The sequence below is a fragment of the Streptomyces sp. NBC_01481 genome, from assembly GCF_026339995.1.
In the GTDB taxonomy this organism is placed as follows: domain Bacteria; phylum Actinomycetota; class Actinomycetes; order Streptomycetales; family Streptomycetaceae; genus Streptomyces.
Window position 1 is genome coordinate 631,245 of record NZ_JAPEPT010000001.1, and the last position, 13,875, is coordinate 645,119.

Sequence of the window (13,875 nt, forward strand, 5' to 3'; positions counted from 1 at the left end):
GATGACGGTCAAGCAGCTGACCCTGCCCGAACTCACCGAGGCCTGCGGCGCACTGGGCATCGGCGGGGTGGGCCTGTGGCGCGCACCGGTCCAGGCGTACGGAGTCGAGGCGGCCGCCAAACTCGTACGGGACGCGGGGCTTACGGTCACCAGCCTGTGCCGCGGCGGCTTCTTCACCGCGACCGACCCGGCGGAACGGGCCCTCGCCCTGGCCGACAACCACACGGCGATCGAGGAGGCCGCGGCCTTCGGCACGGACACCCTCCTCCTGGTCTCGGGCGGCCTCCCACCGGGCAGCCGTGACCTGTCGGCGGCGCGCGAACGCATCGCGGACGCGCTCTCGGTCCTGGCCCCCTACGCGGGGGAGCGGGGCGTACGCCTGGCGATCGAGCCGCTGCACCCGATGTTCGCGTCGGACCGCTGCGTGGTCTCCACCCTGACCCAGGCCCTGGACCTGGCGGAACGCTTCCCGCCGGACCAGGTGGGCGTGGCGGTGGACACGTACCACATCTGGTGGGACGACACGGCCCCGTCGGCAGTTGCCCGCGCGGGCGCGTCGGGCCGCATCCACGCCTTCCAACTGGCGGACTGGACCACCCCGTTGCCGTCAGGCGCCCTGCACGGCCGGGGCCAGCTGGGCGACGGCGCGGTGGACCTGCGCGAGTGGAGGGAACGGGTGGACGCGGCGGGGTACGGCGGGCCGATTGAAGTGGAGCTGTTCAACGAGGGGTTGTGGGCGAGGGGCGGGGTGGAGGTGCTGCGGGAGACGGTGGGGCGGTACGTGGAGCACGTGGCGTAGGGGGCAGTTTTTGGGATCTGGTCCCGAGGGCTGTCTCGAAGACGCCCGGGAGCGCCTTCAGGCGCGCGGCGACGGCGGCGGGGCCGGCGGGCTGGCGACGTACCAGAGACTGCGGGACCCGGTCCGGAGCACGGCCCCGATCGATCCCGCGGCGCGAAGCTGCCGCTCGGGGGGTCTCGGGCCGCGCGGTGGTGCGAATGCGGCTGGGTAGCGTTCGCAGCCTCCCGCACGGTGGTACGAAGTCGGGCTCGGCGGGCGCTCCGAGCCTCCCCCCGGGCACAAAGCTGCCGGTCCGCGCGTTCTCCCGGACTCCCACTCAGCGGTACGGAGTCGCGGCTGGGCGAGCTCTCCCGGCCTGCCGCCCCTGGCGTTGGGGTTCCGTCCCGCGAGCACTCTTCCGGTCTGCCGCCCCAGCCGGGCCCCGGCCTTCTGCCCCGGTGGCGCGCGGTCGCCGCGCCGCCGGGGGCTCACGTAACTGCGGCTCACCCCGCGGCGCGAAGCTGCCGCACCGGGGTCTGGGGGCGTCAGCCTTTACGCTCACCCCCGGGGGTCTGGGGGCCTGGGGGCCTGCCCCCAGTTTCGGGAAGGGTGGGGTGGGGGACCAACACACCCGCACCCCCACCCACGCCCAGTGTGAAACGCGACGATCACCCCATTTCGTCGGCATTCCGAGATTCCGCAAAAATAACTGCCCGCAGTCGTGCAACCCTTTCCCCGTGACGCGAGTCGTACCTGTCATCAAGGCTCCCGGGGGGATCTGGGGGGATTCGGGGAGCCCTTGATGGAGGGGGAGTTCGACGGGGCCCGGTCGGTCGACCGGGCCCCCTTGGCCTGGCCGGGCACCAGCTGTCGCCGCACCTGCCAGGACGCCGCCCGCCCGCCGGGCCGGAGTTGTCCACAGGCCGCCCGCACTGTCGGACCCCGGCTGTAGCGTCGGATCATGTCCAATCTGGCAGTGCTCGAAGGGGTCCTCGAGCGGATCACGTACGCCAATGAGGAGAACGGCTACACGGTCGCCCGCGTCGACACCGGCCGCGGCGGTGGTGATCTCCTCACGGTGGTCGGCTCGCTGCTCGGCGCGCAGCCGGGCGAGTCCCTGCGTATGGAGGGCCGCTGGGGCTCCCATCCCCAGTACGGCAAGCAGTTCACCGTGGAGAACTACACCACCGTCCTCCCGGCCACCATCCAGGGCATACGCCGCTACCTCGGCTCGGGCCTGATCAAGGGCATCGGCCCGAAAATCGCCGAGCGCATCGTCGATCACTTCGGCGTCGACACCCTCGACATCATCGAGCAGGAGCCGAAGAAGCTCATCGAGGTCCCCGGACTCGGCCCGAAGCGGACGAAGTTGATCGGCGCCGCCTGGGAGGAGCAGAAGGCCATCAAGGAGGTCATGATCTTCCTTCAGGGCGTCGGCGTCTCGACCTCCATCGCGGTGCGTATCTACAAGAAGTACGAGGACGCCTCGATCTCGGTCGTGAAGAACCAGCCGTACCGCCTGGCCGCCGACGTATGGGGCATCGGCTTCCTCACGGCCGACAGGATCGCGCAGGCGGTCGGCATTCCGCACGACAGCCCCGAGCGGGTCAAGGCGGGCCTGCAGTACGCCCTGTCGCAGTCCACCGACCAGGGGCACTGCTTCCTGCCCGAGGAGCAGCTGATCGCGGACGCGGTGAAGCTGCTCCAGGTGGACACCGGCCTTGTCATCGAGTGTCTCGCCGAACTCGCGGGCGACGAGGAGGGGGTCGTCCGCGAGCAGGTCCCGGCCCCCGACGGCGGCGAGGCGCTGACCGCGGTCTATCTCGTCCCCTTCCACCGCGCCGAGATCTCGCTCGCGGCTCAGCTGGGCCGTCTGCTGCGTACCGCCGAGGACCGGATGGCGGCTTTCCAGGACGTCGCGTGGGACAAGGCACTGGCCTGGCTGGCCGAGCGGACGGGCGCCGAGCTGGCGACCGAGCAGGAGCAGGCGGTCCGTCTCGCGCTCACCAGCAAGGTGGCCGTCCTCACCGGAGGCCCGGGCTGCGGCAAGTCGTTCACAGTCCGCTCCATCGTGGAGCTGGCCCGCGCCAAGAAGGCCAAGGTGGTGCTCGCGGCCCCGACAGGGCGCGCGGCCAAGCGTCTTGCCGAGCTCACCGGAGCCGAGGCCTCCACCGTGCACCGGCTGCTTGAGCTCAAGCCGGGCGGGGACGCGGCGTACGACCGGGACCGGCCCCTGGACGCGGACCTGGTGGTGGTCGACGAGGCGTCGATGCTCGATCTGCTGCTGGCCAACAAGCTGGTCAAGGCGGTCGCCCCCGGCGCGCATCTGCTGCTGGTGGGGGACGTAGACCAGCTGCCGAGCGTCGGCGCGGGCGAAGTGCTGCGCGATCTGCTCGCGGACGGCGGCCCGGTGCCCAGCGTCCGCCTCACCCGGATCTTCCGCCAGGCCCAGCAGTCGGGTGTCGTCACCAATGCCCATCGCATCAATTCCGGCGTTCAGCCCATCACTTCGGGGCTCTCGGACTTCTTTCTCTTCGTGGAGGAGGAGACGGAGGACGCGGGCAGGGTCACCGTCGATGTGGCCGCCCGCCGGATTCCTGCCAAGTTCGGCCTCGACCCACGGCGCGATGTGCAGGTCCTCGCGCCGATGCACCGCGGCCCGGCCGGCGCCGGCACGCTCAACGGGCTGCTTCAGCAGGCGATTACCCCCGCGCGGCCGGACCTCCCGGAGAAGCGCTTCGGCGGCCGGGTCTTCCGGGTCGGCGACAAGGTCACCCAGATTCGCAACAATTACGAGAAAGGCAAGAACGGCGTCTTCAACGGCACGGTCGGCGTGGTGACCTCGCTCCAACTGGACGATCAGCGGCTGACGGTGGTGACGGACGAGGACGAGGAGGTTCCGTATGACTTCGACGAGCTGGACGAGCTGGCCCACGCCTATGCCGTGACCATTCACCGCTCGCAGGGCAGTGAATACCCCGCGGTGGTGATCCCTGTCACCACAGGAGCGTGGATGATGCTGCAGCGGAACCTCCTGTACACCGCGGTCACCCGGGCGAGGAAACTCGTCGTGCTGGTCGGCTCCCGCAAGGCGATAGGACAGGCAGTGCGCACCGTTTCCGCAGGCAGACGCTTCACCGCGCTCGACCACCGGCTGACCGGCGGTTGACACGGACGGCTCGGCCGGCCGGGGGAAGTCACCCGGCCCCGAGGGGTGGGAAACACCACCCCGGTTTCCGGAACCTGGGCGAACGGGGCAAGATGAGCAGGTTGGCGGCACTGAGTGCCGCCAGTAGGCCCAATGGTCGACCCCGAGTGCACTCTCCTGAGCCAAATGGGGGATGGTAGAGACAGTCAGGGCACCTCGAAGAAGAGGCACTACGTCGGTGAGGGATGACGTGAGCGACAACTCTGTAGTACTGCGGTACGCGGACGGTGAATACACCTACCCGGTGGTCGAGAGCACCGTCGGCGACAAGGGCTTCGACATCGGGAAGCTCCGAGCCAATACCGGTCTGGTCACCCTGGACAGCGGATACGGCAATACCGCCGCCTATAAATCCGCAATCACCTACCTCGACGGCGAGCAGGGCATCCTGCGCTACCGCGGCTACCCGATCGAGCAGCTGGCCGAACGCTCCACCTTCCTCGAGGTGGCGTACCTGCTGATCAACGGCGAGCTTCCGACGGTCGACGAGCTGGCGGCCTTCAAGGGTGAGATCACCCAGCACACGCTGCTGCACGAGGACGTCAAGCGGTTCTTCGGCGGGTTCCCGCGTGACGCACACCCGATGGCGATGCTGTCCTCGGTGGTCAGCGCGCTGTCGACGTTCTACCAGGACAGCCACAACCCGTTCGACGAGAAGCAGCGTCACCTCTCCACGGTCCGGCTGCTCGCCAAGCTGCCGACGATCGCGGCGTACGCGTACAAGAAGTCGATCGGCCACCCCTTCGTCTACCCGCGCAACGACCTCGGGTACGTGGAGAACTTCCTGCGGATGACCTTCTCGGTCCCCGCGCAGGAGTACGACCTGGACCCGGTCGTGGTCTCGGCGCTCGACAAGCTGCTGATCCTGCACGCGGACCACGAGCAGAACTGTTCGACCTCCACCGTGCGTCTGGTCGGCTCCTCGCAGGCGAACATGTTCGCCTCGATCTCCGCCGGTATCAGCGCCCTGTGGGGCCCGCTGCACGGTGGCGCCAACCAGTCGGTGCTGGAGATGCTCGAGGGCATCCAGGCCAACGGCGGCGACGTGGACTCCTTCATCCGCAAGGTGAAGAACAAGGAGGACGGCGTCCGGCTGATGGGCTTCGGCCACCGCGTCTACAAGAGCTTCGACCCGCGCGCGATGATCATCAAGGCCGCGGCGCACGATGTCCTCTCGGCGCTCGGCAAGTCCGACCAGCTGCTGGACATCGCGCTCAAGCTGGAGGAGCACGCGCTCTCCGACGACTACTTCGTCTCGCGCAACCTCTACCCGAACGTGGACTTCTACACCGGTCTGATCTACCGGGCCATGGGCTTCCCGACCGAGATGTTCACCGTGCTCTTCGCCATCGGCCGTCTCCCGGGCTGGATCGCCCAGTGGCACGAGATGATCAAGGAGCCGGGTTCCCGCATCGGCCGTCCGCGCCAGATCTACACCGGCGAGGTCCTGCGCGACTTCGTCCCGGTCGAGGCCCGCTGACACCCGCGTCCGCGGCGGTCGGCGGCGGACGGTCCTGGCAGTAGATGGAGCCGGTGACCGTACCCCGCTGAACGCGGCCGCACAGAACGCGGAAAGCGCCCCGCTGCCGATCCCCCCACGGGTCGGCGGGCGGGGCGCTTCCCATATCCCCGGAGCGGATTCCCCCCACGGGATCCGGCCGGGCGCCTGCTGGCTGCAGGAGCTCCTCACGCGGTCTGCCGGGGTACGTACGCACGGGAGGGCCGCTCAAAGCTCCCCGGGCACGTGCCCCGGCCAACGCTTGCCTGGGACGTCCCCCAAGACATCCCATGAACGTCCCCCAAGACGTTCTCGGCATCGCCAATCTAGACTCGCGAGGAGCCTTAATGGTTACCCCTCAATATCTGTGATCTAGGTCTCCTTGTGAAGGTCTTGTGACCTATTTGTAGTCACGAGAAGGAGCGCAGGCTGAGGCTGTTGGCTACCACAAATACGGACGAAAAGGCCATGGTGAATCCGGCGATCATGGGGTTGAGCAGGCCTGATGCCGCGAGAGGCAGTGCGGCGAGGTTGTAGGCGAAGGCCCAGTAAAGATTCCCTTTGATCGTTGCCGGCGTCCGGCGTGCGAGACGGATCGCGTCGGCTGCAACCCTCAGATCCCCACGTACGAGTGTCAGGTCGCCGGCCTCGATCGCCGCGTCGGTGCCCGTGCCCATCGCCAGCCCCGGGCCGGCCGTGGCGAGCGCGGCCGCGTCGTTGACGCCGCCCCCGACCATCGCGACGCTGCGGCCCTCGGCCTGCAGGCGCCTGACCACGGCCGCCTTCTCCTCGGGCGTGACCTCGGCATACACCTCACCGATGCCGACCTCGGCCGCGACCGCCTCGGCCACCGCCCTGCTGTCGCCGGTCAGCAGCACCGGAGTCAGGCCCAGGACCCGCAGCCGGACGACCGCCTCAGCGCTGGAGTCCTTGACCGCGTCGGCAACGGTGAGGACCCCGAGCGCCTTGCCGTCGCGAGCGGCGAAGACCGCCGCACGTCCCTCCGCGCCAGCCGGGCCGTACAGGACCAGTATCGGACTGATCGGGTGCGGCCCGGCGGGAGGCGTTAGGGGGTATTGAGGGGCGTCGACGGAGGGCTTGCGCCAGGCGGACGGGGGGCCGTGCTCAGGCCTGGCCGACGAGCTCGTACCCGGCCTCGTCGACGGCCTCGCGTACGGCGGTCTCCTCCAGCGGGGAGTCGGAGACGACCGTCACCTGGCCGGTTGCGGCGACCGCCTTCACCGAGGTGACGCCCGGGAGTTCGGAGATCTCGGCGGTGACGGCGCCTTCGCAGTGGCCGCAGGTCATGCCGGTGACCTGGTAGACGGTGGTGACGCCACCGATCTGCACATCGGCCGCACCGTCGTGACAGGAGCCGGTCGACGAGCAGCAGGAGCCGGTCGCCTGGGCGGTCTCGGTGTTCGTCTCGGCGGTCATGGCGTTCTCCTCTTCGAGCGTGCAACACGTACGAGTTCATGGTGGCGCCGGAGGTCCACGGGAATACCGAGGCTCCCCGACACTCGCCAGACTATACCCCTAGGGGGTATTAGTGCGAATGTGCGCCCGGCTGTGCGTCGCGCTGCTCCGCAGCCGGCTGTCCGGCCGGGCAGAAACCGACGATGGGGGCCAGGTAGCGGAACAAGACCTTCTTGATCTCGTCGATGTACGCCTGCCGCTCCTCCCCCTCATGGGCGAGGACCAGATCGAGGCCCGCCTTGAAAATGGCGAAGATCATGGTCGCGATGAGGGAGAGCTCGGCGGGCGGGGCGTCGGGGAGGAAGCTCGCGACGATCTCCTCGATCCGCGTGAGCAGCACGGCGTGCAGAGCGTCGAACTCCTGGGTGATCTGGCCGGGTACGTCCGGGCCGTGCACCAGGACGGCGAAGGCCGGGTTCTCGTGATTGAAGGCGAAGAGCGGATCGAGGACCGCGTCCAGCAACTGGTCGAGCGGGAGGTCCAGATTGGCGGCGGTCAGAGCCGCGCCGTGGGAATCGCGCCACCGCTCAAGGAGCCGGCCGCCCAGCTCGACGGCGATGGCCTCCTTGTTCGGGAAGAACTGGTAGAGCGTGCCGGGGGAGACGCCCGCCTCGCGGGCGATGGCGTTGGTGCTGGCCGCGGTGTAGCCGCTGGTGCAAAAGACGCTGGCCGCTGCGTCGAGGAGCTGGGCGATACGGCGCTCACCGCGGGCCTGCCGACGGCGCGGCTTGGCGGTGGGCGGGTGCTCGCCGGTCGCGGGGGTGGCGGGCTCGGCGGTGGCGGGCCGGGCGGGCCGCGTTGCGGGCGGCTCGGCCTTGGCCGGCGCGGGCTTGGTCGGCTCGGGCTCGGAGGTCGCGGCGCGGGTGCGCCGGGTCGGGGCGGGCTCGGCGGTCGCGGCGGGCTCCGGCGTCGTGGGCTCCGGCACGTGAAATCCCCAGCTTCCTCAAGCGGTTGACAAACGCGAGTGGTCGCTCGCATTCTTGATTAATGCGAGCGATAGCTCGTGTTTGCCAGTCTATGGCAATGGTCGACCCATGCTGCCTGCCGGGAAGCCAGCGCATGGGCCACGGTGAAGGGGACACCGCACCATGTCCGAAGTCAACAGCCCGCCCCCTCTCGGGGGATGGACCCGCTTCGTCACCGCGCGCCCCCGGCTCTCGCTGCTCGCCGCGCTCGTCCTCACCGCGCTGGCCGTATTCGCCGGCAGCTCAGTCGCCGAGCGCATGGGCAGCGGTGGCTGGGCGGACCCGTCCGCCGAGTCGACGTATGCCACCAAGGCGCTGGAGCGGGAGTTCCCCGCCTCCCAGCCGAACGTGCTGCTGCTCGTGGACAGCGGGCGGGCAAGCGTGGACGACCCGGCGGTCGCCGCCGAGGGACGGCGGCTGGCGGAGCGGCTGGCCGCCGAGAAGGACGTCACAGGCGTCGGTTCGTACTGGCAGACGGGCTCGGCCGCGCTGCGTGCCCAGGACGGTCGGCAGGCCCTGATCGCCGCCCGCATTCAGGGCGACGAGAAGGCCGCGGCCGAGGTGCTGCAGCGGATAGCGCCCGACTTCCGCGGGGCACACGGCCCGGTCGACGTCTCGATCGGCGGCCCTGTCGCCGTCCAGCACGAGATGACGACGATCATCCAGGACGACCTGCTGCGGGCCGAGATGATCGCCCTGCCGGTGACGCTGGTGCTGCTGGTGATGGTGTTCGGCAGCGCGATCGCCGCGCTGCTCCCGCTGGGAGTCGGCATCGTCGCCATCCTGGGGACCAATGCCGTACTGCGCGGCATCACCGAGTTCGCCGATGTCTCGGTGTTCGCACAGAACCTGACCACGGCCCTAGGTCTCGGACTCGCCATCGACTACGCCCTGTTCATCGTGCGCAGATTCCGCGAGGAGCTGGCCGCGGGGGCAGAGGTGCGGGAGGCGGTGGGCATCACGCTGCGCACGGCGGGGCGCACGGTTCTGTTCTCTGCGCTGACCGTGGCGGTGTCGCTGGCCGCGATGCTGGTCTTCCCGCAGTACTTCCTGCGCTCCTTCGCCTATGCCGGGATAGCGGTGGTGCTGCTGGCGGCGGGCGCCGCGCTGATCCTGCTGCCGGCCGCGCTGATGCTCCTGGGGCATCGGGTCAACGCGCTTGATCTGCGCCGCCTGTTGCGGCGGGGGCGCGGCAAGGGGGCTGCCGGTGCGGACCGGGACACCGCTGAGACCGGTGCGGGATGGGGGCGCTTTGCGGGCCTGGTGATGCGCCGCGCCCCGCTCTTCGCCTTCGCCACCGTCGCGGGTCTGGTGCTGCTCGGACTGCCCTTCCTGGGCGTGAAGTTCGGTACGCCCGACGACCGCCAGCTGCCGTCGACCGCCGAATCGCATGTGGTCCAGCAGCAGATACGGGACGGCTTCCCCGGCAGCCCCGCCGGTGGCCTCGAAGTCTTCGCCGAGGACGCCGAAGACACAAAGTCCCGCACGACACCCGCCGACTACGCCGACTACCGCGCTCGAATTGCCGCCCTGCCCGGAGTGCTGCGGGTCGACGGGCCTGTCGCCGCGAACGGTTCGGCCTACTTCACGGTCCAGCCCAAGGGCGAGGCGGTCGGCCGGGAGGCCCAGCGGCTCGTGCACGAACTGCGCGATGTCCCGGCCCCGTTCGAGACCTCGGTGACGGGTAGGGCGGCGGTTCTGGAGGACTCCAAGGCAGCCATAGCGGACCGGCTGCCGCTGGCGCTGGCGATCATCGCCGTGGTCACCCTGCTCCTGGTCTTCCTGCTCACCGGCAGTGTGCTGATCCCGATCCAGGCGGTCGTGCTCAACGCCCTGAGCCTGACAGCGATGTTCGGGGCGGTCGTCTGGGTCTTCCAGGACGGAAACCTCTCCGGAGTGCTCGCGTTCACCTCCACCGGGGACATCGAGACGACGCTGCCCGTGCTGATGTTCTGCATCGCCTTCGGGCTCTCCATGGACTACGGCGTCTTCCTGCTCTCCCGTATCAAGGAGGAGTACGACCACACGGGCGACCATGAACACGCGGTGAGGTTCGGTCTTCAGCGCACCGGCGGGCTGATCACCGCGGCGGCCGTGATCCTGGCGGTCGTGATGGTGGGCATCGGCACTTCGCGGGTGACCAACACCAAGATGCTCGGTCTCGGAATCGCGCTGGCCGTGCTGATGGACGCCATGGTGGTGCGCAGTCTGCTGGTCCCGTCGGTGATGAAACTGATGGGCGCCTCGACCTGGTGGGCGCCCGGGCCGTTGCGCCGCTTCCACCAGCGGTTCGGACTGAGTGAGGGCGAGATATCCCAGCCCGTGCCGCAGCTGACCTCGCCGTCGGCCACGAAGCCGAAGTCGGACTCGGAGCCGCAGCCGAAGACGGACCCGGCCACGGAGCCGAAGTCGGACTCGGGACCGGAGACGGACCCCGACGCGGTACGGGACAAGGTCGAGGCCTGACACCGCGAGCACGCCGGAGCCCCGCATCAGGGGGGCGGGGCTCCGGTGGTGCAGGTCCTGTCGGCGGGCCCGCCGGTTCTCACTCCCGGCGGCCCCTGTTCCCGGGGCGATTGGCGACCCACGCACGGATCGTGTCCGCGTACCAGTAGGGCTTGCCGGTCTCCACATGGTCGGGCGGCGGGAGAAGGCCGTGCTTGCGGTACGAACGGACCGTGTCCGGCTGCACCTTGATGTGCGCGGCGATCTCCTTGTACGACCAGAGTCTTCTGTCCGTCATATGTGTGGCACCTCCCTGCGTCGCGGCAGCGGCAGCCGGGGGGGCTGTCGGGGGAGCTGCGGCGCGGACGCTGGCGATCACTGAGCCTGTGCCCGTTGAACGACTGCGGGTGACGGGAGGGGTGGGCCTGTTGATCGGCTGTGACGGAAGACCCGCGTAATGGAGACATGCGTGATGAGCGGGCGACAACCGTGACAGAAGTGGTGCCTGGGCGTCAGGCACCGCACGAGCGCAGGAAACGGCGTGTCCGCCGGGCGATCGGGAAGGGTTTGTCGGGCGGGCAGGGATACATGTCCTGCTCGACGATGGCGAAGAGTTCGACGTCAAGCGCCTGGGCCGCGGCCAGTACGGGCTCCAGCGCGGGCACCCCGGCCGGCGGCTCGCACATCACACCGCGGTCGACGGCCGGCCCGAACGGCACCTCGTCCGCGACCACTTCGGCCAGGATCTCCGGATCCACCTGCTTGAGATGGAGGTAACCGATCCGCTCGCCGTAGGTCTCGATCAGCTTGACGCTGTCGCCGCCGCAGTAGGCGTAATGCCCGGTGTCCAGGCAGAGCGAGACGAGCGAGGGATCAGTGGCGTCGAGGAAACGGCTGACGTTCTCCTCGCTGTCGATATGCGTGTCCGCGTGAGGATGGACGACGATCTTCAGCCCGTAGCGCTCGCGCACCTCGCGGCCCAACCGCTCGGTCTGAGTGGTCAGATCGCGCCATTGTGCGGGGGTGAGGGTCTTGTCCTCCAGCACCTGGCCGGTCTTGTCGTCGCGCCAGAAAGAGGGGATGACGACCAGATGCTTCGCGCCCATCGCCTGTGTCAGGGCCGCGATGTCCGCGACGTGTGCCCAGGTCTTGTCCCAGACGGCGGGCCCGTGGTGCAGGCCGGTGAAGACAGTTCCGGCCGAGACCTTCAGGCCGCGCCGGGCGGTCTCCTCGCCGAGGCGGGCGGGGTCGCTCGGGAGATAGCCGTACGGGCCGAGCTCGATCCATTCGTAACCGGCCTGGGCGACCTCGTCGAGGAAGCGCTGCCAGGGGACCTGCTGGGGGTCGTCGGGAAACCACACCCCCCAGGAGTCGGGGGCCGAGCCGACCCGGATGCGGTTCAGGGAGGGGACGGATGAGGTCATGACGGTCAGCTTTCCGGCCGCCGGAGAAGGGTGTCAAGACTTCGTCCGAATGTAAGGACAAAATGTTGACAGGGCTCAGGATGGAGCACTAGACCTGGGTGCAGCCGGCGTCGAACCGAAGGGACGCGCATGCCTCAGCCGTACGACGTGATCACGATGGGACGGATCGGGGTGGACCTCTATCCGCTGCGGACCGGGGTCCCTTTGGCGCAGGTCGACACGTTCGGAAAGTTCCTCGGCGGCTCGGCTGCGAATGTCGCGGTCGGGGCGGCCAGGCTCGGCCGGCGGACGGCGGTGATCACCCGCACCGGTCAGGACGCCTTCGGGGACTATCTCCACCAGGCGCTGGGGGAGTTCGGCGTCGACGACCGCTGGGTGACGCCGGTGGCCGAATACCCGACCCCGGTCACCTTCTGCGAGATCTTCCCGCCGGACGACTTTCCCCTCTACTTCTACCGGCAGCCCAAGGCCCCCGACCTCGAGATCCACGAGCACGAGCTGGACCTCGCGGCCATTCGCGAGGCGCGCGTGTTCTGGATGACCGGGACCGGTCTGTGCGCGGAGCCGAGCCGTACGGCGACGCTGGCCGCGCTCGCCCACCGGGACCGGTCCGGGACCACCGTCTTCGACCTCGACTGGCGGCCGATGTTCTGGAAGAACCCTGACGAGGCGCGGCCGTACTACGCCGAGGCGCTCGCGCACGCCACCGTCGCCGTCGGCAATCTGGAGGAGTGCGAGATCGCCACCGGCGAGCGCGAACCGTATGCCGCGGCCCGCGCGCTGCTGGCCGCAGGGGTCGAAATCGCCGTGGTCAAGCAGGGGCCCAAGGGGGTCCTCGCCGTCCACCGGGACGGCACGCGGGCCGAGGTTCCGCCGGTTCCGGTCGAGGTGGTCAACGGGCTCGGCGCGGGAGACGCGTTCGGCGGGGCCCTGTGCCACGGGCTGCTGTCCGGCTGGGAGTTGGAGTGCATCATGCGGTACGCCAATGCCGCAGGAGCGATTGTCGCCGCGCGCCTCGCCTGCTCCACCGCGATGCCGTACGCCGCCGAGGTCGACCAGGTCCTCTCCGGTGACCCGGTCCCGCCGTCCCCGACCCCACCACCGTCGCGGCCCGTGCTCGGGCCGGTCCCACCGCCCGGCGAGGCGCCCGTGCTCGGGCCGGTCCCGCCAGGAGCCCTGTCGTGAGCCGCGTCGACATCGCCGAGCTCGTCGGGATCCGCACCCGCCACCCCGAGGCCGTCGCCGAAGCCGCATCCCGGCGGCGCAGGCGGCCCCGGCTCATCGGCGAGAGCGGACGCCTGATGATCATCGCCGCCGACCATCCCGCCCGCGGCGCCCTCGCCGTCGGTGAGCGTCCACTCGCCATGGCCAACCGCCTCGACCTGCTCGAACGGCTCTGTCTGGCGCTCTCCCGCCCCGGCGTCGACGGCGTCCTCGCCACCGCCGACATCCTCGACGACCTGCTCCTCCTCGGCGCACTCGACGACAAGGTCGTCATGGGCTCGATGAACCGCGGCGGCCTGGCCGGCGCCACCTTCGAGCTCGACGACCGGTTCACCGGCCACCGCCCCCAGGACCTGGACCGCCTCGGATTCGACGCGGGCAAACTGCTGCTCCGTCTCGACTACGAGGACCCGGGCTCGCTCGACACCCTGTACGCCACCGCCCGGGTCGTCGACGAGATGGCGGAGCGTCAGCTTCCCGTCTTCGTCGAGCCGTTCATCTGTCACCGGATCGACGGACAGCTCCGCAACGATCTCAGCGCCGAAGCAGTCACCCGGTCGATAGCGATCGCGTCCGGGCTTGCAGGCACTTCGGCGTACACCTGGCTGAAGGTCCCTGTCACCGACGACCCCGACGACATGGCGTCGGTGATGGAGACCTCCACGCTGCCCGCGGTCCTTCTCGGGGGAGAGATCGGCGACGACCAGCACGGCGCGTACGAGAAATGGCGTGGTGCCCTGCAACTGCCCACCGTCCAAGGACTTGTGGTGGGACGCTCGCTGCTCTATCCGGTCGACGGAGACGTCGCAGGTGCGGTCGATACGGCCGTAGGACTGCTGTAGGGGGTACGGAGAAGT

Annotated in this window: 10 protein-coding genes and 1 pseudogene; 6 read left to right on the top strand and 5 right to left on the bottom strand. The window is 69.6% G+C overall.

All coding sequences use genetic code 11. The features are described from left to right. The first annotated feature begins 1 nt into the window (after position 1). The 3 genes from OOK40_RS03035 to OOK40_RS03045 all read left to right on the top strand — a co-directional run bounded on the left by OOK40_RS03035 (position 2) and on the right by OOK40_RS03045 (position 5,466). Positions 2 to 799, top strand: coding sequence for a sugar phosphate isomerase/epimerase (locus tag OOK40_RS03035; RefSeq protein ID WP_266478823.1), 798 nt, complete (start codon positions 2 to 4; stop codon positions 797 to 799). Between the two features lie 940 nt (positions 800 to 1,739). Then, positions 1,740 to 3,947: an ATP-dependent RecD-like DNA helicase gene (locus OOK40_RS03040; RefSeq protein WP_266476233.1), complete on the top strand. Its 2,208-nt coding sequence runs from the start codon at positions 1,740 to 1,742 to the stop codon at positions 3,945 to 3,947. Between the two features lie 229 nt (positions 3,948 to 4,176). Further along, a complete protein-coding gene (locus OOK40_RS03045) occupies positions 4,177 to 5,466 on the top strand; it encodes a citrate synthase (RefSeq protein ID WP_266476234.1) in 1,290 nt (429 codons plus the stop codon). A gap of 428 nt (positions 5,467 to 5,894) precedes the next feature. Here OOK40_RS03045 and OOK40_RS03050 read toward each other — a convergent pair. The 3 genes and pseudogenes from OOK40_RS03050 to OOK40_RS03060 form a co-directional block, all read right to left on the bottom strand. Further along, positions 5,895 to 6,497, bottom strand: a pseudogene (locus tag OOK40_RS03050) (HAD-IC family P-type ATPase); the annotation flags it as partial. 112 nt (positions 6,498 to 6,609) lie between these two features. Then, on the bottom strand, positions 6,610 to 6,921 hold the full coding sequence (locus OOK40_RS03055) for a heavy-metal-associated domain-containing protein (protein WP_266476236.1): 312 nt from the start codon (positions 6,919 to 6,921) through the stop codon (positions 6,610 to 6,612). A 109-nt stretch (positions 6,922 to 7,030) separates the two neighbouring features. Further along, positions 7,031 to 7,885, bottom strand: coding sequence for a TetR family transcriptional regulator (locus tag OOK40_RS03060; RefSeq protein ID WP_266476237.1), 855 nt, complete (start codon positions 7,883 to 7,885; stop codon positions 7,031 to 7,033). Between the two features lie 163 nt (positions 7,886 to 8,048). Here OOK40_RS03060 and OOK40_RS03065 point away from each other — a divergent pair, with 163 nt between their 5' ends. Further along, positions 8,049 to 10,391: an MMPL family transporter gene (locus OOK40_RS03065; RefSeq protein WP_266476239.1), complete on the top strand. Its 2,343-nt coding sequence runs from the start codon at positions 8,049 to 8,051 to the stop codon at positions 10,389 to 10,391. A 79-nt stretch (positions 10,392 to 10,470) separates the two neighbouring features. Here the strand turns inward: OOK40_RS03065 and OOK40_RS03070 are convergent, their stop codons facing one another. Both OOK40_RS03070 and OOK40_RS03075 read right to left on the bottom strand, forming a co-directional pair. Continuing rightward, positions 10,471 to 10,668, bottom strand: a complete 198-nt coding sequence (locus tag OOK40_RS03070) for an AlpA family transcriptional regulator (protein WP_266476241.1) — start codon at positions 10,666 to 10,668, stop codon at positions 10,471 to 10,473. Positions 10,669 to 10,882: 214 nt separating this feature from the next. Continuing rightward, positions 10,883 to 11,794 (bottom strand): sugar phosphate isomerase/epimerase, encoded by a 912-nt coding sequence (locus OOK40_RS03075; RefSeq protein ID WP_266476243.1) that lies wholly within the window; start codon positions 11,792 to 11,794, stop codon positions 10,883 to 10,885. Positions 11,795 to 11,923: 129 nt separating this feature from the next. Here OOK40_RS03075 and iolC point away from each other — a divergent pair, with 129 nt between their 5' ends. Both iolC and OOK40_RS03085 read left to right on the top strand, forming a co-directional pair. Continuing rightward, on the top strand, positions 11,924 to 12,979 hold the full coding sequence (gene iolC / locus OOK40_RS03080; protein ID WP_266476244.1) for a 5-dehydro-2-deoxygluconokinase: 1,056 nt from the start codon (positions 11,924 to 11,926) through the stop codon (positions 12,977 to 12,979). Continuing rightward, positions 12,976 to 13,860 (top strand): deoxyribose-phosphate aldolase, encoded by an 885-nt coding sequence (locus OOK40_RS03085; RefSeq protein ID WP_266476246.1) that lies wholly within the window; start codon positions 12,976 to 12,978, stop codon positions 13,858 to 13,860. Before iolC ends, OOK40_RS03085 begins: the two co-directional genes overlap by 4 nt. Positions 13,861 to 13,875: the final 15 nt, after the last annotated feature.